17 protein-coding genes are annotated in these 22,693 nt (G+C 62.0%); 9 read left to right on the plus strand and 8 right to left on the minus strand.

Annotation, left to right across the window (positions count from 1 at the left end; genetic code table 11):
• Positions 1-7 precede the first annotated feature (7 nt).
• Positions 8-1,408: a DHA2 family efflux MFS transporter permease subunit gene (locus C0058_RS16860; RefSeq protein ID WP_102369135.1), complete on the minus strand. Its 1,401-nt coding sequence runs from the start codon at positions 1,406-1,408 to the stop codon at positions 8-10.
• Between the two features lie 263 nt (positions 1,409-1,671).
• Here C0058_RS16860 and C0058_RS16865 point away from each other — a divergent pair, with 263 nt between their 5' ends.
• Genes C0058_RS16865 through C0058_RS16880 form a run of 4 tightly spaced genes read left to right on the plus strand, consistent with a single transcriptional unit; the run spans position 1,672 to position 5,591 of the window.
• A complete protein-coding gene (locus C0058_RS16865) occupies positions 1,672-2,517 on the plus strand; it encodes an ABC transporter substrate-binding protein (RefSeq protein WP_008433837.1) in 846 nt (281 codons plus the stop codon).
• Positions 2,518-2,533: 16 nt separating this feature from the next.
• The gene (locus C0058_RS16870; RefSeq protein ID WP_102369136.1) at positions 2,534-4,042 is read left to right on the plus strand and encodes an amino acid ABC transporter permease/ATP-binding protein; all 1,509 of its coding nucleotides are present in this window, start codon (positions 2,534-2,536) and stop codon (positions 4,040-4,042) included.
• Positions 4,043-4,059: 17 nt separating this feature from the next.
• Positions 4,060-4,725 (plus strand): GntR family transcriptional regulator, encoded by a 666-nt coding sequence (locus tag C0058_RS16875; protein ID WP_003210850.1) that lies wholly within the window; start codon positions 4,060-4,062, stop codon positions 4,723-4,725.
• A gap of 14 nt (positions 4,726-4,739) precedes the next feature.
• On the plus strand, positions 4,740-5,591 hold the full coding sequence (locus C0058_RS16880; RefSeq protein WP_008433843.1) for a DUF1989 domain-containing protein: 852 nt from the start codon (positions 4,740-4,742) through the stop codon (positions 5,589-5,591).
• Between the two features lie 30 nt (positions 5,592-5,621).
• On the opposite strand, the gene C0058_RS16885 is transcribed toward C0058_RS16880, so the two are convergent.
• Genes C0058_RS16885 through C0058_RS16900 form a run of 4 tightly spaced genes read right to left on the minus strand, consistent with a single transcriptional unit; the run spans position 5,622 to position 10,093 of the window.
• Positions 5,622-6,596: an ABC transporter permease gene (locus C0058_RS16885; protein ID WP_102369137.1), complete on the minus strand. Its 975-nt coding sequence runs from the start codon at positions 6,594-6,596 to the stop codon at positions 5,622-5,624.
• Positions 6,593-7,585, minus strand: a complete 993-nt coding sequence (locus tag C0058_RS16890; RefSeq protein WP_102369138.1) for an ABC transporter permease — start codon at positions 7,583-7,585, stop codon at positions 6,593-6,595. The genes C0058_RS16885 and C0058_RS16890 overlap by 4 nt, the downstream gene beginning before the upstream one ends.
• Complete coding sequence (locus C0058_RS16895) at positions 7,572-9,107, minus strand: sugar ABC transporter ATP-binding protein (protein ID WP_102369139.1); 1,536 nt, start codon at positions 9,105-9,107, stop codon at positions 7,572-7,574. Before C0058_RS16895 ends, C0058_RS16890 begins: the two co-directional genes overlap by 14 nt.
• Positions 9,107-10,093 (minus strand): sugar ABC transporter substrate-binding protein, encoded by a 987-nt coding sequence (locus C0058_RS16900; RefSeq protein WP_102369140.1) that lies wholly within the window; start codon positions 10,091-10,093, stop codon positions 9,107-9,109. The genes C0058_RS16895 and C0058_RS16900 overlap by 1 nt, the downstream gene beginning before the upstream one ends.
• Before the next feature lie 265 nt (positions 10,094-10,358).
• Here C0058_RS16900 and C0058_RS16905 point away from each other — a divergent pair, with 265 nt between their 5' ends.
• The 5 genes from C0058_RS16905 (at position 10,359) to C0058_RS16925 (ending at position 17,298) form a co-directional block, all read left to right on the plus strand.
• On the plus strand, positions 10,359-10,745 hold the full coding sequence (locus C0058_RS16905; RefSeq protein ID WP_102369141.1) for a cupin domain-containing protein: 387 nt from the start codon (positions 10,359-10,361) through the stop codon (positions 10,743-10,745).
• Between the two features lie 68 nt (positions 10,746-10,813).
• Positions 10,814-11,224, plus strand: a complete 411-nt coding sequence (locus C0058_RS16910) for a DUF3757 domain-containing protein (RefSeq protein WP_102369142.1) — start codon at positions 10,814-10,816, stop codon at positions 11,222-11,224.
• A gap of 225 nt (positions 11,225-11,449) precedes the next feature.
• A complete protein-coding gene (gene mexE, locus C0058_RS16915; protein WP_008433857.1) occupies positions 11,450-12,691 on the plus strand; it encodes a multidrug efflux RND transporter periplasmic adaptor subunit MexE in 1,242 nt (413 codons plus the stop codon).
• 15 nt (positions 12,692-12,706) lie between these two features.
• Complete coding sequence (locus C0058_RS16920; protein ID WP_003210869.1) at positions 12,707-15,886, plus strand: efflux RND transporter permease subunit; 3,180 nt, start codon at positions 12,707-12,709, stop codon at positions 15,884-15,886.
• Entirely contained in the window at positions 15,883-17,298 is a 1,416-nt protein-coding gene (locus C0058_RS16925) for an efflux transporter outer membrane subunit (protein ID WP_102369143.1), read from the plus strand. The genes C0058_RS16920 and C0058_RS16925 overlap by 4 nt, the downstream gene beginning before the upstream one ends.
• A gap of 927 nt (positions 17,299-18,225) precedes the next feature.
• Here the strand turns inward: C0058_RS16925 and C0058_RS16940 are convergent.
• The 3 genes from C0058_RS16940 to C0058_RS16950 form a co-directional block, all read right to left on the minus strand.
• Positions 18,226-19,926 carry an aspartate:alanine exchanger family transporter gene (locus C0058_RS16940; protein WP_168197511.1) on the minus strand — a complete coding sequence of 567 codons (1,701 nt, stop codon included), beginning with the start codon at positions 19,924-19,926 and terminating at the stop codon, positions 18,226-18,228.
• A gap of 69 nt (positions 19,927-19,995) precedes the next feature.
• Positions 19,996-21,426, minus strand: a complete 1,431-nt coding sequence (locus C0058_RS16945; RefSeq protein WP_008436222.1) for a glutamate decarboxylase — start codon at positions 21,424-21,426, stop codon at positions 19,996-19,998.
• Between the two features lie 189 nt (positions 21,427-21,615).
• Entirely contained in the window at positions 21,616-22,638 is a 1,023-nt protein-coding gene (locus C0058_RS16950) for an AraC family transcriptional regulator (protein ID WP_102369145.1), read from the minus strand.
• Positions 22,639-22,693 lie beyond the last annotated feature (55 nt).

A 22,693-nucleotide genomic window follows, 5' to 3' on the forward strand; every position in this document is an offset into this window, starting at 1 on the left:
CGTGGGTTCACTTTCGCTGCAAAACCGACTCACCGGCCTGGGGCGGCAGCCGCAGGTTATCCAACAGCGCCACGCCGGCGATCACCGCCACTAGAAGAAACGTCAGCTGGAAATCGGCGGTGGCGGCCTGCCCGGTATTGCCGTGAAAATTCATGGCAAAACGTAACAACAGCGCGCCAATCGCCACGCCCATGGCCATGCTCAGCTGGAAGAACATGCTGAACAAGGTTGAGGCGTCGCTCATCTGCGCCTTGGGTATATCAGCGAACCCCAGGGTGTTGAACAAGGTGAACTGCATGGAGCGTGACAGGCCACCCACGAACAGAATGAACAGGATCAGCGCCCAGCTCATGCGCTCGTCCAGCAGCGCACAGGCCGCAATCGCGAGCACGCCAAGGATGCCGTTGATCATCAGCACCGAGCGAAAGCCCCAGCGCTGCATCACCGCCGTGGTGAACGGCTTCATCGCCAGGTTGCCGGCAAATACCGCGAGCACCAGCAACCCCGCATCGAATGCAGAAAGGCCGAACGCCAGTTGAAACATCAGCGGCAGCAGGAACGGCAAGGTGCTGATGGCCACCCGGAAAATCGACCCGCCGCACAGGCACACACTGAACGTGCGCACACTCACCACACCCAGCGCCAGCAATGGTTGGGCATGCTGGCGCATATGGCGCCAGGCAAAGGCACCGAGCATCACGCCTGCAGCGCTGAGTAACAGGCCCTGCAACAAGCTGCCACGGCTTTGCCCGAGCAGTTCCACGCCGTACAACAGCGCCGCGCTGGCGACACCCACCAGCAGGAAGCCGCTGAAATCGAATGAGCGGGACGTGACCTCGTCGTGTTTGGGGATCAGTACCAGCGTGGCAATCAGCGCCAGCAGGCCCAGCGGCAGGTTGAGGTAGAAAATCCACGGCCAGGACGCGTGGGTAACGATAAACCCGCCCACCGGCGGCCCGAGTATCGGCGCCACCAGGCCGGGCCAGGTGATGAATGAAATCGCCCGCACCAGGTCTTTTTTCTCGGTAGCCCGCAGCACCGCCAGGCGCCCCACCGGCACCATCATCGCGCCGCTGATGCCCTGCAACACGCGCGCGGCGACGAAGGTCTGCAGGCTGTCGCTCCACCCGCACAGCAGTGACGACAGGCTGAACAGCACGATTGCCCAACCGAATACCCGCCGCGAGCCAAAGCGGTCGGCCAGCCAGCCGCTGATGGGAATGAACACCGCGACGGCGAGCATGTAGGCGCTCATACCGATGTTCACGTCCACCGCGCCCACGCCGAAGGTTTTGGCGATGTCCGGCAACGCGGTCGCGATCACGGTGGCATCGAGGTTCTCCATGAAGAAGGTGACGGCGACCAACAAGGCAATCAGGGTTGAGCGGCGTTGGGAGGTCGACGTCATTGCTGTTCACTCATGGTTTCGAATCGGCACTTTATCAATAAGTGCGTCCTTTATGGTCCGCGAAATGCCTGCCTCACAACGTGGCGCCCGGTAACGAATTGCCCCGAATTGGGGTGCGCGCTTACAAAAAATGGCTGTCTCACGCGTCAAAACCCATCAAAAACCTGGAAAAGTCATTAGTTGGCACGATAACCGCTTATTAGCTAATGCAGGATTGTTGAACAATCCAAATCTCTCTGCATCCAGCAACCGAGGCGACGAACATGCAAAAAGGTCTGACGGGCAAGAACACCCTGCGCACATTGGCGCTAGCGATCACCCTGGCGTGCGTGACGCCGCTGCTGTCGGCTGCCGAAATCAAGGGCACCCTGAAACCGGGCGAGCTGTCCATCGGCTCCGACCTCACCTACCCGCCTTACACCTACCTTGAGCAAAAGACCCCGGCCGGTTTCGACCCGGAGTTCATGCAACTGATGGGCAAGCAACTGGGGCTCAAACCACGTTTTCTCGACACCCGTTTCGCCAACCTGATCCTCGGCGTCAACGCCCGGCGTTTCGACGTGGTGGCCTCGGCGCTGTACGTTACCCCCGAGCGCGCCAAACAGGTGGATTTCCTCAGCTACCTGAAGACCGGTTCTTCGCTGATGGTGCTCAGCACCGGCGACTTCAAGCCCCAGCGCCCGGAAGACCTGTGCGGCAAGCGCGTCGGGTCGATCAAGGGCGCGTCGTGGGTGCCAAAGCTGAACAAGGTTTCGGCGGACTACTGCCTCCCTGCGGGCAAGCCGGCGATCGAGTCGCGTGAGTTCCCGACGTCCCCGGAGGCCGCCCAGGCCCTGCTCGCCCAGGCGGTGGACGTGCAGATGGAAGACGCGGCGGTCGCCAAGATCACCGTGGAAAAACTGCAAGGCAAAACCGTGATCAGCTCCAGCGAGTTGATCTACCCGGTGGTGGTCGGCCTGGCCGTGCGCAAGGAAAACCCGGCACTGCTCCAGGCGCTGACCGGCGCCCTGAGCCAGATCAAGCAGGACGGCAGCTACGGCAAGCTGCTGGCGCGCTACAACCTGGCCGAGCCGAACGCCGCCGAGATCAGTGCGGCACTGGGTAACTGAAACGCGGAGCACCTTTATGCAATTCGATTGGCACTACACCCTGGGCTTGTTATGGAACGGCGACTTCTGGCGAGCCGTCGGCACCGTGGTCGAACTGAGCCTGGAAACCTGGCTGCTGGGCATTGTGCTGGGGTTTTTCCTGGCCCTGGCGCGGCAGTCGGAGCGCCGCTGGCTGCGGGACTCCGCCGGCGTCTACATCTGGTTCTTCCGCAGCCTGCCGTTGCTGGTGCTGTTGATCTTCGTCTACAACCTGCCGCAGGTGTTTCCGTCCACCAGCGTGGTGTTGTCCAACCCCTACTCCGCGGGCCTGATCGCCCTGGTGCTGAGTGAGGCGGCCTACATCGCCGAGATCCATCGGGGCGGCCTGCTGGCGGTGGTCAAGGGGCAGCGCGAAGCCGGCAAGGCGCTGGGCGTGGGTTATCGCGGCGTGCAGCGGTTGATTGTGGTGCCGCAGGCGCTGCGGGTTGCGTTGCCGACACTGGCCAACGAATACATCACCATCGTCAAGCTCACCTCGCTGGTGTCGGTGATTTCGCTTTCGGAAATCCTGCTGGTGGGCCAACAGCTCTACACCCAGAACTTCCTGGTGATGGAGACCATGCTGGCCGTGGCGTTCTATTACGTGTTCATCGTGACGGTGTTCAGTTGGTTGTTGCGGGTGCTGGAGAACCACCTGGACGTGACCCGGCGCAAACCCAAGGCCATCGCCCCCGCCGTGCTCGACCAGGTGGCCACGCGTCGTGCCCCCGGCCAGGCCGAGCCCGGTGAGTTTGCCTTGCAGGCTCGCGGGGTGCGCAAGGCCTATGGCGAGCTGGAAGTGCTCAAGGGCGTCGAACTGAATGTGCGCTGGGGCGAGGTGGTGTCGATCATCGGCCCGTCAGGCTCGGGCAAGACTACGCTGATTCGTACCATGAACGGCCTCGAAAGCCTCGACCGTGGCGAAATCACCCTGCAAGGCCAGCCGTTCCTGCGTGGCAGCCAGGAGCCGCAAGGCGCGCTGGGGCACAAGGTGCATATGCGCGGCATCGTGCATGTCGGCATGGTGTTCCAGGGGTTCAACCTGTTCCCGCATAAAACCGCCCTTGAGAACGTGATGCTCGCGCCGGTCTACCATGCCCATGGTAGCGGCGAAGAACTGCGCCTGTTGAGCCTGGCCCTGTTGCGCAAGGTCGGCATGCTGGAGCACGCCGGCAAATACCCGCACCAGCTATCCGGCGGGCAACAGCAACGGGTGGCGATTGCCCGCGCCCTGGCGATGCGGCCTTCGGTGATGCTGTTCGATGAACCCACCTCGGCCCTCGACCCGGAACTGGTGGGCGACGTACTGGCGGTAATCGAGGAATTGGCTCGCGAGGGCATGACCATGGTCATCGTCACCCATGAAATGAACTTCGCGTTCAAGCTTTCCGATCGTGTGGTGTTCATGGAAGGCGGCGAGATTATCCAGGACGCCGCACCGCGTGACATGCTCGAGCAACGCAGCGAACGCATGACCAAGTTCCTCAAAGACGTCCAACTGGCGTGAGCCCAAGGAGCCCCGACGTGAGCCAAGCCAAGGAACCCAGCCTGTCGCTGGCCGACCAGGTTGCCATCGAACTGCGCGAAGACATCATCGGCGGCCGCCTGCTGCCCGGCATGCCGCTGGTGGAAAGCGAACTGGTGAACGCCTACAACGCCTCGCGCAACACGGTGCGTGAAGCCTTGCACCACCTGGGCCGCGAAGGCCTGACCAGCTACGTGCGCAACAAAGGCGTGATCGTGCGCCGCCTGGGGGTGGAGGAAGTGCGTGACATCTTCAAGGTGCGACGCACCCTGGAGTTGCAGGCCATCGCCGCCAGCAAGCCGCTGCGCGAATACCAGTCCGACCTGATGCTGGAGTCCATCGAGGCCGCGCAGCTGGCCCAGGACCGCGAGAACTGGCAAGCCTTTGGCACCCACAGCCTGCGCTTTCACCAACATATTGTCGGGCTGATGCGCAGCCCGTTGCTGGACGAGTTTTTTACCCATATTGCAGCCCAGATGCGCCTGGTGTTTTCCAACGCGCCCAGCGAGGAAACCTTCCAGAAGCCCTGGCTGGAGCGCGACCGGCAGATTCACGACTTGCTGGTTGACGGCCACAAGCAAGCCGCCGGCGAAGCCCTGGCCAGCTACCTCAATGACTCCGAATCGCTGCTGCTGGACATCCTGAGCAGCATTCCAAAACCCTGAAGCGAGGACCCACCATGTACAAGGACTACCCAGCGGCCTACCAAGTCAGCAAAGGCGCTGCCTTGCAGGTCGACAAAGCCTTCTATGACCGCGTGCGCGAGTCCCGGGACGGCCGCACCCTGATCGAGCAATTCGAAGTGCCGATCCGCACCGGCCGCGCCTGGAAAGTACCGGCGGGCCATGTGTTCCGCGTGACCACGCCGGTTGGCCCGCAGGTTGGCGACTTCAACGTGTGGAGCGCCAACGACCCCCGCGAACGCATGTGGGCGGCACGCACCCGCCAGCTGCAAGGCGCGCACGTCACCACCTACGACCGCCTGTGGTCGAACCTGCCGTTTTTGCGGCCGATGGTCACCATCACCGACGACAGCCTGGCCGACTATGGCATCGACGAACACGGCGGGCGCCTGCACGACTTGCTGGGCACGCGCTGCGACCCTTACGTGAACAAGATGCTCACGGGCGAAGACTTCCACCACCACTGCCACTCCAACCTGACCCGCGCCGTGCTGCCCCATGGCCTGACCGAGTTCGACGTGCACGACGTGCTGAACATTTTCCAGTGCACCGGCCTCAATCACGACGACATGTACTTCATGAAAGCCTGCCCGGCCAAGCAGGGCGACTATCTGGAGTTCTTCGCCGAAATCGACCTGCTGTGTGCCCTCTCCACCTGCCCCGGTGGCGACCTGTCGCTGCCGATGTGGGGCCCGGATGCGGAAGACCCGTTGAAGGTCTGCCGTCCGCTGGGGGTGGAAATCTACCGCCTCGACGACGCGCTGCTGGAGGGCTGGAAACAACCCGAGCGCGCCGCCTATAACGGCAACCATGGCCTGTTGATTGCCAAGGCCGACTGGGAAAAGTAAAGGGCAGGCCCGCACCTGGGGCGCCGCGCCTCAGGTGTTCTGCGCAATACTGCGGCTGACAAAACTGAAGGCCAGCACGATAAAAATCAGCACGCCGGTTGCCACCTGCTGCCAGTAGAAGTTCCAGCCGATCAACAGCAAGCCATTGGCGATGACGTTGATGAACAGCACCCCCAGCAATGTGCCCGGAATATTCGCCCGGCCCTGGCGGTTCAATGTGGTGCCGATAAACACCGCACCAATCGCATTCAGCAGGAACGCATTGCCCGACAGCGGCACGTAGGCGCTCACCGTCGAACTGAGCAGGACCCCCGCCACCGCGCACGCCAGCGCCGCCGCCAGCACCGTGGTGGTGACGATGCGCCGCACCGACAACCCCGAGTAATACGCCAGCAGCGGCTGGGTACCCTGGGCCAGCAGTTCGCGCCCCAGGCGTCCTCGAGCCAGCAACAGGCCGTAGACCACGGCCAATACCAGCACGATCAACAGCGGCAAGGGCACGCCCAACGGGCTGAAGCTCGCCAGTTCCGGCTTGAAACCCTGGGCGATATAAATTGGCTGGCCGCCGTCCGAGAGCAGTTGCTGGGCACTGGTGCCGATAAACAAGGTGCCGAGGGTGGCCAGGAACGGGCTGATCCGCAGCCCCGCGATCAAGCCGGCATTGAACAGTCCTACCAGCAGCCCGGCGGCCAACGCACCGGCAATCGCCACACCCAGCCCGTGCCCGGCGTTAAGCAACACCACGAAGCTGAAGCTGGCGAAATCCAGCGCGGTGCCTACCGACAGATCGATGCCACCGGCCGCCACCGCATAGGTCATGCCGATCGCAACAATCGCCAGCAGCACGAAGTTATTCAGCACCAGGCTTTTCAGGTTGCCGCCACTGAGAAACCCCGGGGCCTGCCAGGCAAACACCACCACGATGGCCACGAACACCAGCGGCAACGTCAGGGGCAACAGCGAACGCCAGCCGCCATGGGCTTGCAGGATGGATACCTGACTCATGAATGTTCTCCCCGGTTCAATGCGCTGGAAGCGGCGACCACCAGCAGAATCAGCACGCCCTGGACACCGTTGACCCAGAAGCTCGATACGTTGAGCAACTGAAACCCGTTGATCAAAAAGCCGATCAACAGCGTCGCGAGCAAGGTGCCGGGGATGCTTGCCACCAGTCGCCGGGAAAACACCACGCCAAGAAAGGCTATGGCGACCACCGACAACAGCATGTCACCGGAGCCGGTGGTGCTGCCGCTGAAAAATGCCGCTGAACACAAAGCCGCCACCGCGGCACACAGCCCAGAGAGCAAATAACTGGAGAGTACGTAGGCCGGCACTCGAATCCCGGCGGCCTCGGCGGCGTGCGGGTACTCGCCGACGGCATGCAGGCGCAGCCCATAGGCGGTGTGCTGGATCAGCAGCGTCAACACAAAGGCCGTCACCAGCAACACCCAGGCGAGTGCCGGCACGCCCAGCCAGGTCCCGCCACTGAGCAGGTCGAGCAACGGTGAGTCAGTCGAGACCACGGTGTTTTCGGTGAGGACCAGCTCCAGCCCGGCCAGTACATTCATGCTTGCCAGCGTTGCGAGCAACGGTGGCAAGCGCAGCACCACCACGGCCAGGCCATTGAGCAGGCCCACCGCCAGGCCGCAACCCAAGGTCAGCAGCAGGCTTGCCCACAGGTCGAGGCCTGCGTTGTTGAGTCGACTGAACACCGCCGCGCACAAGCCCAAATTGGCCGCCAGCGACAGATCAAGCCCGCCCGCCACCACGTTGGAGCCGCCGCCGATAATCACGCAGGTCAGGCCGAAGGCAAGTACGCCGAGGATCGCCGACTGGCTGAACACATTCGCGATATTGCCGACTGAAAAGAAGTTCGGCGCGGCGACGGCAAAGCCCAGCAAAATCGCGAGGAATACGCCCACCGAGCCGCGCCGCAACAGCAGTACCCATAACCGTTGGGACAAGCCAGGAGTAGCAGCTTCAAGCAGGGACATGCACCACCTCCTGTTTCACCTGCACAGCCACTGTGGACTGCACCGCACCCGTGGCACACGCCAACAGTTGATCACTGTCCGCCTCACCGGCATGGAACTCCCCGGCTATTTCGCCTCGATGCAACACCAGGATGCGGTCGCAGATCCCCAGCAGCTCGGGCAAATCCGAAGACAGCACCAGCACCGCTGCGCCCTCTTCCACCAGCCGCCCGATCACGCGATAAATCTCGACCTTGGCGCCGACGTCCACACCTACGCACGGTTCGTCCAACAGGTACACCGCCGAGCGCCGGCTCAGCCATTTGCCCAGGGCGACTTTCTGCTGGTTGCCGCCGCTGAGCTGGCTGACGGCAGCCTGCGGGCCCGGCGTCTTGATCGCCAACTCGTCGATCAGCCGCAGGCTTTCGGCCTGCTCCTTACGCTGGCTCAGTAACCCCCAGCGACTGAAACGCCCAAGCCCGGCGAGCGTGAGGTTTTCCAGCACCGACAGCAGCGGTGAAATCCCCTGGCTGCGGCGTTCTTCCGGCACCAGTGCAATCCCTTGGGCAATGGCTTCTCCGGGTGAACGCAGGCGCAACAAACGCCCCTCCAGATGAATGCTGCCGCTGTCGGCGCGCACCACACCGAACAGGGTCTTGAGCAGGTCCTTGGCGCCCGACCCGACCAGCCCGGTGAGGCCGACGATCTCGCCACGACGCAATTCCAGGTCGATCTGCCGGTAGCGCCGGGCCAGGTTCAGCCCACGCACCTGCAGCAATGGTTCGCCGAGCTCGACCTGCGCCTTGGGGTACATCTCCTGGACCTCGCGGTTGACCATCAACCGCGCAATCTGCGCGCTGGAGGTGTGCCGTGGCTCAACCACGGCCACATCTCGACCATTGCGCAACACCGTCACTTCATCGCACAGGCTGTCGATTTCCTGCAGGTAATGGGAGATGTAGAGAATCGACAAACCCTGGTCCCGCAGGCGCTTGACGATCCGCAGCAACTGGTCGACTTCGCGCTTGACCAGCGCCACGCTGGGCTCGTCGAACACCAGGATCTTCGGCTTGCGAATCAACGCCCGGGTGATTTGCAGCACCTGGCGCTCGGCGCTGTTCAGCTCGCCTACCAACGCGTCGGCGGGCAGTTGCAGCTCAAAATATTCCGCCAGCAAACGTTCTGCCTCGCGCTGCTGCCGGCGCCGGTCGACAAACGGACCACGGCGTAATTCATGGCCGAAAAACAACGCCTCGCCCACGGTAAAACTCGCCGGCAACAGCCGCTCCTGATGGATGAACTGCACGCCCAGCGCGTCCACCTGGCGCGGCGACAGTGCGGCATACGGCTGGCCGTCAATGCTCACCTGCCCCGAGTCCGCTTTGTGGATCCCCGCCAGGACCTTGATCAAGGTCGACTTGCCGGCACCGTTCTCGCCCACCAGGCCGTGAATGGTGCCGCGCTCGACCTTCAGGCTCGCATCATCCAGCGCCAGGGTGGCGCCGAAGCGTTTGCGCAGGTGCTGCAAGTGCAACGCGGCCATCAATCACCCCGCAGTTGCTGGACCTGCGCCAGGTTGGCGGCGGTGGTCAGCAGCGTCGGCACATGGGTTTCCTTGGGCAGGTCACGCTGCCCGGCCAGGTAGCGGGCCACGTTCTGCACAGCAGTCTTGCCGATCAGCGCCGGTTGCTGGGCGACTACCGCGCCCACCGGCGAATTGGCCTGGCCGAGCAGCTCCAGTACCTCCGGCGTACCGTCCACGCCGTAGGTCTTGATCTCGGTGCGCTTGGCGTCGATCAACGCCTTGCTTGCCCCCAGTTGCGGAATGTCCCACGCCGCCCAGATCGCCGAGACACTGCCGGCCGGGTACTTGTTGAGCAACGCGGACACCTGGGAATAGGCATCCTGCACGGTGTTGGGGATCACATCCCGCAGCTCCGGCTCGATGATTTCCAGTTGCGGGTGATCCTTGAGCGCCAGCTTCAACTGGTCGTAGCGAATCGCGCACACCGGCACGCCGTAGAAGCCGTTGAACACCAGGATCTTGCCCTTGCCGCCGGCATCCTTGATCAACTGATCGGCCAGGGCCTTGCCGGTGGCGACGTTATCCGAGGTGGTGTTGTTGAGGCTGTACTGCGACGGCGCGTCGATGGTGAACAGCGGGATGCCGGCCTTGCTGATGCGCTTGAGCCACGGGTCGATCACGCTCAGGGTGCCGAGGGTCTGGATCACCGCATCGGGTTTCTGGGTGACCACGGTTTGCAGTTGGGTCACCAGGTTCTTGTCGTTGCGCCCTGCATCCAGGGTGATCGGCGTGCCGCCGAGGCGCTTGATCTCATCGACCTGGGCCTGGAAGGCCTTGATATCGAAGTAGTGACTGGTGCCGGTCATGCTCACGGCAATGCGCTTGCCGGCCAGGGACGGCACCGCGTCATCGCCCCCGGCGGCCTGGGACACGGCGGCGTGGCCCAGCAACAACGCTGCGCCGAGCAAGATGTAACGTGAACGCGAGAAAAAGGTGCAAGGCATACAGGGCTCCGCTGAGCAACGGGTGAAAGGGTTCACCTGTGTGCATTGCAGAGCCCATGCCATAAATTACTTTCAATAAAATCAACGCGATAAAAACAATGGACAAGGCCTTGCTGTCTCGAGCAAACCACAACTGTCCGACTGCTGTTGCCCAGCCAACAGTTGCACACACCCAGGACCGTCGCGCGCTGCACGATCATTCAATATCCGGCGGGCCGTTGGGCCTAACTTAAGGCTCCAATGTCCTGAAACCCTGGAACCTACAATGCCCGCCTCCCACACTTCGACGAATTACGCCTCGATCAACTTCGCCCAGAAATACGCCCTGTTCAGCGAGCAATGGGCGCCCAAGGTCGTCGCGCAGATGAACGACTACCAGTTCAAGGTGGTGAAGATCGAAGGTGACTTCATCTGGCACGACCATGCCGACACCGATGAAACCTTTATCGTCCTCGAAGGCACCCTGCGCATCGACTTCCGCGACGGCGCGGTGACCATCGGCCAAGGGGAAATGTACGTGGTGCCCAAGGGCGTCGAGCACAAGCCGCACGCATTGGGTGAGGTGAAGTTGCTGTTGATCGAACCCTGCGGCGTGCTGAACACCGGCAGCGAGGGTGGCGAGCGCACGGCAATCAACGACGTGTGGATTTAGCACCTTCCGGCGTTGCCTGTTTGGGCTAGTCTTTACCTCACAGTTACTCCAGACCAGGAGCACGCGTGATGAACAGGCAGCTCAGGAAAACCTCAGCCCTCGTGATTGCCCTGATGGCGTTGATGGGCAACGTCTACGCTGGCACTGGCGCCTGCCCGCCCACCGATGCCCTTAAAGATACGTACAAAAAGACGCCGACCGGCGAAGTGGTCGCCTACACCGCGTCCGGCCCGGACGGTCGGCAATGGACCGGGCAAAACCCGATGACAGAGCAGAAGGACCTGCACCAGGTCCACTTTGAAAAGGCGGTGATCCAAAGCAGCCAGGGCCAGTCGTCTGTGGCATGCCACTACCTGGATCAGAACCATGAACCGGTAAGCATGACCCTGAAAAACCAGGTCAATGCCAGGCCTCTGGGCAGCGCATGGTCAGGCAACGAATGCACGGCAACCAACCCGGCGCTCTGTACATTTGAATAGCAGGCACGCCCGACAGTTTATGCGGCGCGCTGTTCCTTGCATCTTGCGCAACAGTCCTTTGTCATCAACAGCATTGATAGCTCCCTAACGAAAGCCCCATGCTAGAGGGCTCGCTTTACGCTTATATCATTCCGAATGATAGTTACCTTTGTTTCATTCGATTCGTGAGATAGCACCCTGCCGAGCATGATCCGCCCATCTTAAATACATTGGCGGATGCACCTCATGGAACAGTCACTCAAACATTTGCGCTATCCCTTGGCCATTTTGGCCGTGATGGTGATGAGCGCCTGCGGCAAAGCGCCCGAACAGGCAGCCGCCATGCCACCAAGCCACGTCAGCGTGGCCAAGGTGCTGGAACAACCGGTCAATGAGTGGGACGAATTCACCGGTCGGCTCGAAGCGCCGGAAACCGTGCAGATCCGTCCGCGCGTGTCGGGCCAGATCGATCAGGTCGCCTTCACCGAAGGTGCCTTGGTCAAGAAAGGCGACCTGTTGTTCCAGATCGACCCACGCCCATTCCAGGCTGAGGTGCGCCGCCTCGAAGCACAACTCGCACAAACCAAGGCCGCCGCCACCCGCAGCGATAACGAAGCCCAGCGCGGCGAACGCCTGCGCCAGAGCAATGCGATCTCCGCCGAGCTGGCCGACTCGCGCACCACCGCCGCCCAGGAAGCCCATGCGACTGTCGCCGGCATCCAGGCGCAGTTGGACCTGGCCAAGCTGAACCTGAGCTTCACCCGTGTCAGCTCGCCCATCAGCGGCCGCGTCAGCCGTGCCGAGATCACCGCCGGCAACCTGGTGACCGCCGATGTCACCGCGCTGACCAGCGTGGTGTCCACCGACAAGGTCTACGCCTACTTCGACGCCGATGAACGTGTGTACCTCAAGTACACCGAACTCGCGCGCCAGGGTCGCCGTGGCGCGACTACCCCGGTGTACCTGGGCCTGTCCAATGAAGACGGCAACCCGCACCTGGGCCAGATGAACTTCGTCGACAACCAGGTCAACCCGGCTACCGGCACCATTCGTGGTCGCGCCGTGTTTGATAACAGCAAGGGCGAATACACCCCAGGCCTGTATGCGCGCCTGAAGCTGGTAGGCAGTGGCACCTACTCCGCCGTGCTGATCAGCGACGAAGCCGTGGGCACCGACCTGGGCAAGAAGTTCGTACTGGTGATGGACGGCGACAAGCCTGCCTACCGCGCTGTGGAACTGGGTCCGAAGATCGAAGGTTTGCGCATCGTGCGCAGCGGCCTGACCAAGGACGACACGATCATCGTCAAGGGTTTGCAGCGCGTTCGCCCGGGGTCGCCGGTTGCACCGGAAACCATCCCGATGGCCAGCAAGGAAACCCTCGCCGCCTTGGCACAACAACGACAAGCGCTTGAAGCCAGCAACCTGGAGCAAGTGGCGCCGGATAAAGCCGCGCCCAAGCTCGCAAGTACAGCGACTCCACGCGGTTAAGGGATACGACTCAAGATGAATTTTTCCAAGTTCTTCATTTCGCGGCCGATCTTCGCAGCGGTGCTGTCGCTGTTGATCCTGATCGCCGGCGCGATTTCACTGTTCCAGCTACCGATCAGTGAATACCCGGAAGTGGTGCCGCCGACCGTCGTGGTCCGTGCCAACTTCCCGGGCGCCAACCCCAAGGTCATCGGTGAAACCGTGGCCGCGCCTCTGGAGCAAGCCATCACCGGCGTCGAGAACATGCTGTACATGTCCTCGCAGTCAACCGCCGACGGCAAGCTGACCCTGACCATCACCTTCGCCCTGGGCACCGACCTGGATAACGCGCAGGTACAGGTGCAGAACCGGGTAACCCGGACTCAGCCCAAACTGCCCGAGGAAGTGACGCGCATCGGTATTACCGTGGACAAGGCCTCTCCCGACCTGACCATGGTGGTGCACATCACCTCCCCCGACCAGCGCTACAACATGCTCTACCTGTCCAACTACGCGATCCTCAATATCAAGGATGAGCTGGCACGGCTGGGCGGCGTGGGTGATGTGCAGCTGTTCGGCATGGGCGATTACTCCCTGCGTGTGTGGCTGGACCCGAACAAGACCGCCTCGCGCAACCTGACCGCCACCGATGTGGTCACGGCCATTCGCGAACAGAACCGCCAGGTGGCGGCCGGTGCCTTAGGCGCGCAACCTGCGCCGAATGACACCAGCTTCCAGCTGTCGGTCAACACCCAGGGCCGACTGGTCACTGAGGAAGAGTTCGAGAATATCGTCATCCGTGCCGGCGCCAACGGCGAAATCACGCGTTTGAAGGACATTGCACGGGTTGAGCTGGGCTCCAGCCAGTACGCCCTGCGCTCGTTGATCGACAACCAGCCGGCCGTGGCGATCCCGATCTTCCAGCGCCCGGGCTCCAACGCAATCGACATCTCCAATGAAGTGCGCGCCAAGATGGCGGAGCTGAAACAGAGCTTCCCGGAGGGCATGGATTACCGCATCGCCTATGACCCTACCGTCTTCGTACGTGGCTCCATCGAGGCCGTGGTTCACACCCTGTTCGAAGCACTGATCCTGGTGGTGCTGGTGGTGATCCTGTTCCTGCAGACCTGGCGTGCGTCGATCATTCCATTGGTGGCGGTGCCGGTATCGTTGATCGGTACCTTTGCGGTGATGCACCTGTTTGGCTTCTCGCTCAACGCGCTGTCGCTGTTCGGGCTGGTGTTGGCGATCGGTATCGTGGTGGACGACGCCATCGTGGTGGTGGAGAACGTCGAACGGAACATCGAATTGGGCCTGGAACCGTTCCCGGCCACTGAAAAGGCCATGAGCGAAGTAACCGGCCCGATCATCGCGACCGCGCTGGTACTGTGTGCGGTGTTCATTCCAGCGGCATTTATCAGCGGCTTGACCGGCCAGTTCTACAAGCAGTTCGCCTTGACCATTGCGATCTCGACCGTGATCTCGGCGTTCAACTCGCTGACCCTGTCGCCCGCACTGGCAGCGGTATTGCTCAAAGGCCACAACGCGCCGAAAGACGGGTTCTCCAGGTTCCTCGACAGGATGCTGGGCGGCTGGTTGTTCAAACCGTTCAACCGCTTCTTCGACAAGGCCAGCCATGGTTACGTCGGCACGGTACGCAGGGTGATCCGCGGCAGTGGTATCGCGCTGTTCCTGTACGCCGGCCTGATGGTCCTGACCTGGATGGGCTTTGCCCACACGCCGACCGGTTTCGTACCGGCCCAGGACAAGCAATACCTGGTGGCCTTCGCGCAATTGCCGGACGCCGCGAGCCTGGACCGTACCGAAGACGTGATCAAGCGCATGTCCGACATCGCCATGAAACAGCCCGGCGTGGAAAGCGCGATCGCCTTCCCCGGCTTGTCGATCAACGGTTTTACCAACAGCCCGAACAACGGCATCGTGTTCGTGACCTTGAAGCCGTTCGATGAGCGTAAAGACCCGAGCCTGTCTGCCGGTGCGATTGCCGGTGCACTGAATGGCAAGTACAGCAGCATCCAGGAAGCCTACATGGCGATCTTCCCACCGCCGCCGGTACAGGGCCTGGGTACGATCGGCGGGTTCCGCCTGCAGGTCGAAGACCGTGGCAACCTGGGTTACGACGAGCTGTACAAAGAAGTGCAGAACATCATTACCAAGAGCCGTGGCGTGCCTGAGTTGTTCGGCCTGTTCACCAGCTACACGGTCAACGTGCCCCAGGTCGATGCTGCCATCGACCGCGAAAAGGCCAAGACCCATGGCGTGGCGATCAGCGACATCTTCGACACCCTGCAGATCTACCTGGGCTCGTTGTATGCCAACGACTTCAACCGCTTCGGGCGCACCTATCAGGTCAACGTGCAGGCTGAGCAACAGTTCCGCCAGGATGAAGACCAGATCGGCCAGCTGAAAGTGCGCAACAACAAAGGCGAGATGATTCCCCTGGCGACCTTCATCAAGGTCAGCGACACCTCGGGCCCGGACCGCGTGATGCACTACAACGGCTTCATCACCGCCGAGATCAACGGCAACGCCGCACCGGGCTACAGCTCCGGCCAGGCCCAGGCGGCGATCGAGAAACTGTTGAAAGACGAACTGCCCAACGGCATGACCTACGAGTGGACCGACCTGACCTATCAGCAAATCCTCTCGGGCAACACTGCGCTGTTCGTGTTCCCGCTCTGCGTACTGCTGGCGTTCCTGGTACTGGCCGCCCAATACGAAAGCTGGAGCCTGCCACTGGCGGTGATCCTGATCGTACCGATGACCCTGCTGTCGGCCATCACCGGGGTGATTATCTCTGGTGGCGACAACAACATCTTTACCCAGATCGGCCTGATCGTCCTGGTGGGCCTGGCCTGTAAGAACGCGATTCTGATCGTCGAGTTCGCCAAGGATAAACAGCAGGAAGGCCTCGATCCGCTCGCTGCGGTACTGGAAGCCTGCCGTCTGCGTCTGCGGCCGATCCTGATGACCTCGTTCGCCTTCATCATGGGTGTAGTGCCTCTGGTGATGTCCAGCGGTGCCGGTGCCGAGATGCGCCATGCCATGGGTGTGGCGGTGTTCTCCGGGATGATCGGCGTGACCTTCTTCGGTCTGCTGCTGACGCCAGTGTTCTATGTACTGATCCGCCGGTTTGTTGAACGCGGTGAAGCGCGCAAAGCGGCCAAGGCCTTGAAGCTGGAGACACAGCAATGAGCGTGAAAGTATTTTTGCCGAGCTTGCTGGTACTGGCGCTGAGCGCCTGTGCCGTGGGCCCGGACTATAAAACCCAGCCACTGGAGGCGGCCAACGTAACGGCCGCCGCCGACGCCAAGCAATACGACCACGGTAAGTTCGAAGGCATCTGGTGGCAGCAGTTCGAGGACCCGACCCTTAACCAGCTGGTGACTCAATCCCTGCAAGGCAACCGTGACCTGCGGGTGGCATTTGCCCGCCTGCGGGCGGCCCGGGCGATTCGTGACGACGCCGCCAATGACGTGATGCCGGTGATCACCAGCCGTGTCAGCAGCGATGTGGGCAAAGGCCAGATCCCCGGCCAGACCACCCAACGTGTCAACAGCGAGCGTTATGACCTGGGCCTGGACATGGCCTGGGAAGTGGACTTGTTCGGCCGCATCCGCCGCAACCTGGAGGCCAGCGACGCTGACCAACAGGTTGCCGAAGCTGACTTGTATCAGCTGCAAGTGACGATGATTGCCGAGTTGGTGGACGCTTACGGTCAACTGCGGGGCGCGCAACTGCGCGAGAAAATCGCGGTGGCCAACCTGAAGAACCAGGAAGACTCACGCGGTATCACGGTCAGCCTGCGGGATGCCGGTGTGGGCGATCAGCTCGATGTGGTGCGGGCCGATGCGCGTCTGGCGGCTGTAGAAGCCAGTGTGCCGCAGTTGCAGGCCGAGGAAGTTCGCGAGCGTAATCGTATCGCTACCCTGCTCGGTGAGCGACCGGACAAGTTGAGCGTGGATTTGAGCCCGAAAGATTTGCCGGCGATTGCCAAGGCGTTGCCGATTGGTGATCCGGGGCAACTGCTGCAACGTCGTCCGGACATTCTCAGTGCCGAGCGTAAGTTGGCAGCCGCCACGGCGCGGATTGGGGTGGCCAAGGCTGATCTGTTTCCGCGCGTGAGCCTCAGTGGGTTCCTCGGGTTTACCGCTGGGCGGGGTTCACAGATTGGGTCGGCGGCGGCGAATGCCTGGTCGCTGGGTCCGAGCATTACCTGGGCGGCGTTTGACCTGGGCAGTGTGCGGGCAAGGTTGCGTGGTGCGGATGCCGAGGCGGATGGCGCCCTGGCGACTTATGAGCAGCAGGTGTTGCTGGCGCTGGAAGAATCGGAGAATGCCTTCAGTGATTACGGCAAACGCCAGCAGCGGTTGGTCTCGCTGATTCGTCAGAGTGAGTCGAGCCGGGCTGCTGCGGATCTGGCGGAGATTCGTTACCGCGAAGGGACGGTGGACTTCCTGGTGTTGCTGGACGCGCAGCGTGAGCGTTTGGCCGCCGAGGACTCCCAGGCTCAGGCCGAAGTGGATCTGTATCGTGGGATTGTGGCGATCTACAAGGCGTTGGGCGGTGGGTGGCAGCCGAGTACCACGATTGCCAGTGCCAAGTGATTTGACTTAAAGAGCTCCTTTGGTTGGTCGCATCCAGCCAATTTTTAGCCCCGTGCCGTCATTCGGTCGCGGGGCTTTTTTTTGCTCGCTTGTGGTGTGTGCATATCCGTTATTTCGGTCAGGGCTGCTATTGGTTCCGCTCTTACAGCGGCTCACTTTTGAAAAGCGCAAAAGTAAGCAAAACGCTCTTGCCCCACCACTCGGCACCTCGCCTAGGCTCGGTGTGCCCTCACTCCGGCTTTGGAGCGTGGGCCGCCGTCATGGGCCATCCCTGGCCCAGGACGGCTAACCCGGCGTCCTGCCGGGTTACCCACGCTCCAAAGCCTGCGTTCGGCCAGCGTGGTTTAACGGGGCGCCCAAGATCAAGATCAAAAGCAGATCAACAGCACAGCGGCCTACCGGCCGGCTTGAGTGTTTTAGAGCAACAGCACAATCAAAAGCTAAAGCGGGCACGGTGCACTGTAGGAGCTGGCTCGCCTGCGATTGCATCGCCTCGGTGTATCTGGAGGACCGAGGTGTCTGCATCGCAGGCAAGCCAGCTCCCACAGAAAAGCAGCTCTGTTTTCGCTCTGGTCTTTGCTTTTGCTTTTAACACTCAAGCCGGCCGGTAGGCCGCTGTGCTCTGCTTTTGATCTGCTTTTGATTTTGATCTGTGGGCCCCGTTAACCACGATGGCCGCAAGCAGGCACGGTGGAGCGGGTAAATCGGCAAGGATGCCGATTTAGCCGCGCCGGGCCATGGATGGCCCGTCGCGGCGGCCCGCGGAGCCGTGCCGGAGTGCGGGCATGCCGAGCCTAAGCGAGGCACCGAGTGGTGGGGCAAAGCGTTTTTTGGTTACTTTTTTAGGCGTTTGTAAAAAAGTGACCCGCTGTAAGAGCGGAACCATAAGCCGCCGTTACCGCAGCAACGGATATGTACCCAATACAGCTACCGCGCCAGCACCATGGCAAAATACCCAAACACCGTGAGCAAAATCCCCGACACCGCATACGCCACCGGAAACCCGATCCACGGCACCGTACTATCAATTTCCTTTGCCGCCTCCCGCGCCGGCCCCGAGTGACTCCGCGCCCCCGCAACACCGCCCATGAGAATCGCCGGGTTGATCTTGAACACATGAAAACCCACAGCCCAAACAATAAACGGTGGAATCGTACAAGCCACGAACCCAAGCAAAAAGATCTTCAACGCAATGATCGCGCTAATCTGCGAAACCAGGTTAGCCCCCGCATTCACCCCCACAATCGCGACAAAGAATATCAACCCCATGTCCTCGAGAATGTTGCGCGCCGCATTCGGGGTATTCCCAAAAAACCGCACCCGCGACACCAGCGACGAGACGATAATCCCCGACACCAGCAACCCGCCCGCATTGCCCAGCCCCACCGCCGCACCGAACGCCGGCACCTGAATCAGCCCGATCAACAACCCCAGCACCATACCCAGCGACAGCGTCAGCAAATCCGTCGCCGTACTCGCCCGCCCCGCCTTGCCCAGCAACGCCGTGGCCTTGTCGATGGCACTGCGCAAGCCAATCAAGTGCATCACATCCAGGCGCTGCAACCGCGTTTCCAGCCCCACCGGAATCGGCGCTCCACCCCGCTCAATCCCCACCAACTGCACCTGCCCGGCAATCGGCGACTGGCTGAATTCCTTGAGCGCCCTGCCCACGGCATCCTTGTGGGTCACCAGAATCACCGCCTCATCCAGCGGTATATTCAACGCCCGGGCATCCGGTACTTCCGGCCCGATCAGGCCCATGTGATCGGTCAGCGCATCCAGGCTACCGCCCAGGGCGATCACATCGCCGAGTTGCAACACCAGCGTCGGATCAGCCCCCAGCAACTCTTCACCACGCTCGACGTTCTCGATCTGGTACAACGCAAAGCGCTGGCGAAACTGCGCGATGCTCTGCCCCACCAGCTCCGGGTTCACCAGGCGATAGGCCCGCAGGTCAAACGGCCGATACCCACTGAGCCCGGCATCGTCGACGTTCGGCACACCGTGCTCCAGCTCGAATTCCTTGGCCGCCTTGCGCGCATCCACACCCCACCAGCGCGGCAGGTATTTGCAGATCAGGATGATGCCGACCGTGCCCCAGATATAGGTGATGCCGTAAGACAGGGCGATCATCGCGGTGGCCGCCGCCGCCGTGGTGCCCGGTGGCAGCGGCACCACGCCCGAGGTAATCGCCTGTTCGGCGGAGCCAATCGCCGCCGACATGGTTTGCGAACCGGCAAGAATCCCGCCCGCCGCGCCCACCGGCAGGGATAACAGCCGCACGCCGAGCACCACGATACCCAGCCCGAGGAACGAGGACAGGATCGCCAGGAAGGTGAATTTCAGGCCATCACCCTTGAGACTGTTGATGAACGAAGGCCCGACCCGCAGCCCGACGCCGTACATGAACAGGTAATAAAACAGGCTCTTGGTAAAGTTATCGAGTTCGAAATGCACGCCGTAGTAAGACGCCCACGTCGCAATCGCGCAGCCGATCACGATGGCCCCGGCCACCGCGCCCAGGCCATAACCCTTGATGGTGCCGCGCCCGACCCAGACGGACAGGCCAACCACCAGGAACAGCAGGATGTAGGGGTTGTCGTGCAGGAAAGTAAAGAAGGCAGTCACGATGATTCGTACCTGGCGATGCAACGCTAAAGGCACCGGGCCTCGAGGCCCGGCGGGTGTTCAGTGCGTTCAGTCGAGGTTCGGGGTGTCGGCCGGGATGACCGGGTCGGCGATGGCGCCATGGCTGAAGCTGGGGCCCGCGTCGGAATGCTCCACCGGGTTTTTCTGCAGGTGGGCAACGGCCTTGCGCAGGTCTTCCAGCAGCAACGCCACCAGGTCACGGCTCACGCCATGCCGTACGAGGATGCGCTGTACCACGACGTTCTGCCGATCGGACGGCAACGGGTATGACGCGATCTGCCAGCCGCGCATGCGCACGCGCTCCGACAGGTCGTAGAGGCTGAAGCCGTGGTCGACGCCGTCCTTGAGCTTGTAGCAGACCGCCGGCAGCCCATCCTTGCCGTCGTACACCAGTTCCAGCGGGGCAAACTTGGTGATTTCCGAGGCCAGCCATTGCGCCGTGTCGGAGCACGCTTGTTGAATCCGCGTGTAGCCGTCGCGCCCCAGCCGCAGGAAGTTGTAGTACTGGGCAATGATTTCACCGCCGGGCCGGCTGAAGTTCAGGGCAAAGGTCGCCATGTTGCCGCCCAGGTAGTCGACGTAGAAGATCAACTCTTCCGGCAGGTCTTCGGTGGAGCGCCAGATAACCCAGCCGACGCCCAGCGGCGCCAGGCCGTACTTGTGGCCGGAAGCGTTGATCGACTTGACGCGCTCGATCACAAAATCCCATTGCAGCTCTTGCTGGATGAAAGGGGCGATAAACCCGCCGCTCGCCGCGTCGACATGGATCGGGATATCCAGACCGAGGTCACGTTGCATCGAGTCCAGCTCGGCCGCCAGGGCTGCGACCGGTTCGTAGATCCCGGTGAAGGTTACGCCCAGGGTCGCGACGACACCGATGGTGTTTTCGTCGCAATATTCCCGCAGGTCGGCCGGGCGCAGGCCCAATGCGTCACCGCGCAACGGCACTTCGCGAATTTCCACATCGAAATAACGGGCGAATTTCTTCCAGCAGATCTGCACCGGGCCGCACACGAAATTCGGCTTGTCGGTGGGCAGCCCCGCCGCTTCCCGGCGTTTCTTCCAGCTCCACTTCAGTGCCAGGCCGCCAAGCATCGCCGCTTCGCTGGAACCGGTGGTGGAGCAACCCACGGTTTGCCACGATTTCGGCGCGTGCCACAGGTCGGCAATGATGTGCACGCAACGGTTTTCGATCTCGGCCGTCTGCGGGTACTCATCCTTGTCGATCATGTTTTTGTCGAGGGCATCGGCCATCAACTGCTGCACTTCGGGCTCGACCCAAGTGGTGCAGAAGGTCGCCAGGTTCTGCCGGGAATTGCCGTCCAGCAGCAGTTCGTCGCGCACCAGGTTGTAGGCGGCCGACGGCGTGGTCGAGTGGTCCGGGAGGCGGTATTTGGGCAGTTTGTGCTGGGCGGAGCCACTCGAATAGACGTCTTCGATGGCTTGGTCCTGGGTCTCTACGGTTCTGTGAAGTGCCATGAAATCCTGCTCTTGAATGAGGGAAATGGCGTAGACGTTGATCGCGACAAATGCCGATCAGGCTGCGTCAGGAAACGAACGATGGAGCGGTGGCGCCGAATATCACACGCACGGCGGCGCAGGAAAGTGACCCAGATCATTAAAGGCGTGGATAAGCAGGCAAACGTGCCGGGGGTGCCTGGCAGTGACCTACTGGCTCAGTGCTTCGTTCAATATCAGGCTGCGATAGTGCCCGGGGTTGGAGCCCGACCACTTGCGAAACGCCTTGTAGAACGAGCTGGCATCGGCAAACCCCAGGCGGGTGGCGATCTCGGCAAAGCTGATGTCGGAATCGGCCAGCCAGACGATCGCCAACTCCTTGCGCACGCTGTCCTTGAGGCCCTGGTAGGTCTGCCCTTCTTCCGCCAGGCGCCGGCGCAGGGTCGAGGCCGAGATGCACAGGGATGCGGCCAGGCCTTCGGTTTCCGGCCAGGTGTCGGCGGGCATGTGCCGCAGGTCGGTCTTGATGCGGGTGGCAAGGCTGTCCGGGTCGCGGTATTTGACCAGGATGTTGGCCGGCGCATGGGCCAGGAAGCGCTTGAGCTCCTCCGGGCTGCGCTTGATCGGCAGGTCGAGGCAGTCGGCGGAAAAGATCATCCGGGTACGCGGCCGGTCAAAGCGCAGGTTGTCGGAAAACATCACCTGGTAGTCGTCGCAGAAGTCCGGCTGCGGGCAACGCAGTTCAATCGCCAGGATCGGGATCCGGCGCCCAGCCAGCCAGCAGGCGACGCCGTGGACGATCATCCAGTAGGCGAAATAGGTGAAGGCGCGCCTGGGTGCGGGCTCCGGCTCCAACAGGACGATTTCCGCCAGGCTCTGCTGGCGAACCAGTTGCGCCGGCATGCGCTCGAGCATCAGTGACAGGAACCCCAGGCCGGTTTCCAGCGCAGTGGCCAGGCTCGGTTGTGCCATGGAGGCCCGGCAGAGGAACTCCAGGCTGCCGGATTTGAGCTTGCGCGGGTCCATGCCAAAGAATTCATCGTCCATTCGCCGTGCCAGCAAGCGCCATAAGCGTGCGTAAGCGGTTGCCGGGACGCGTGCGGTTGGCTGGCCCAGCAGTGCTGGATCAATCCCGACCTTGGTCAACACTTCATCGGTCGCCGCACCCGGCGCACAGCTCTGCAACAGGGCTTCGCGGACCAGTTGGATGGAAATCGTGTCTTTTTCCGACATGGGGAATGGCGCAATCCGGTGGCTGGGACGATGCCGCGCATTCTAGTGTCGGATG

Source organism: Pseudomonas sp. NC02, from assembly GCF_002874965.1.
Lineage (GTDB): Bacteria > Pseudomonadota > Gammaproteobacteria > Pseudomonadales > Pseudomonadaceae > Aquipseudomonas.

Bases quoted from the DNA above. Each gene is read 5' to 3' on its own strand.
- C0058_RS16870 (WP_102369136.1), top strand. From the start codon at position 2,534: ATGCAATTCGATTGGCACTACACCCTGGGCTTGTTATGGAACGGCGAC.
- C0058_RS16890 (WP_102369138.1), bottom strand. From the start codon at position 7,585: ATGTCCCTGCTTGAAGCTGCTACTCCTGGCTTGTCCCAACGGTTATGG.
- C0058_RS16920 (WP_003210869.1), top strand. From the start codon at position 12,707: ATGAATTTTTCCAAGTTCTTCATTTCGCGGCCGATCTTCGCAGCGGTG.
- C0058_RS16925 (WP_102369143.1), top strand. From the start codon at position 15,883: ATGAGCGTGAAAGTATTTTTGCCGAGCTTGCTGGTACTGGCGCTGAGC.
- C0058_RS16950 (WP_102369145.1), bottom strand. From the start codon at position 22,638: ATGTCGGAAAAAGACACGATTTCCATCCAACTGGTCCGCGAAGCCCTG.
- mexE (WP_008433857.1), top strand. From the start codon at position 11,450: ATGGAACAGTCACTCAAACATTTGCGCTATCCCTTGGCCATTTTGGCC.
- C0058_RS16895 (WP_102369139.1), bottom strand. From the start codon at position 9,107: ATGGCCGCGTTGCACTTGCAGCACCTGCGCAAACGCTTCGGCGCCACC.
- C0058_RS16865 (WP_008433837.1), top strand. From the start codon at position 1,672: ATGCAAAAAGGTCTGACGGGCAAGAACACCCTGCGCACATTGGCGCTA.
- C0058_RS16905 (WP_102369141.1), top strand. From the start codon at position 10,359: ATGCCCGCCTCCCACACTTCGACGAATTACGCCTCGATCAACTTCGCC.
- C0058_RS16910 (WP_102369142.1), top strand. From the start codon at position 10,814: ATGAACAGGCAGCTCAGGAAAACCTCAGCCCTCGTGATTGCCCTGATG.
- C0058_RS16945 (WP_008436222.1), bottom strand. From the start codon at position 21,426: ATGGCACTTCACAGAACCGTAGAGACCCAGGACCAAGCCATCGAAGAC.
- C0058_RS16900 (WP_102369140.1), bottom strand. From the start codon at position 10,093: ATGCCTTGCACCTTTTTCTCGCGTTCACGTTACATCTTGCTCGGCGCA.
- C0058_RS16860 (WP_102369135.1), bottom strand. From the start codon at position 1,408: ATGACGTCGACCTCCCAACGCCGCTCAACCCTGATTGCCTTGTTGGTC.
- C0058_RS16885 (WP_102369137.1), bottom strand. From the start codon at position 6,596: ATGAGTCAGGTATCCATCCTGCAAGCCCATGGCGGCTGGCGTTCGCTG.
- C0058_RS16880 (WP_008433843.1), top strand. From the start codon at position 4,740: ATGTACAAGGACTACCCAGCGGCCTACCAAGTCAGCAAAGGCGCTGCC.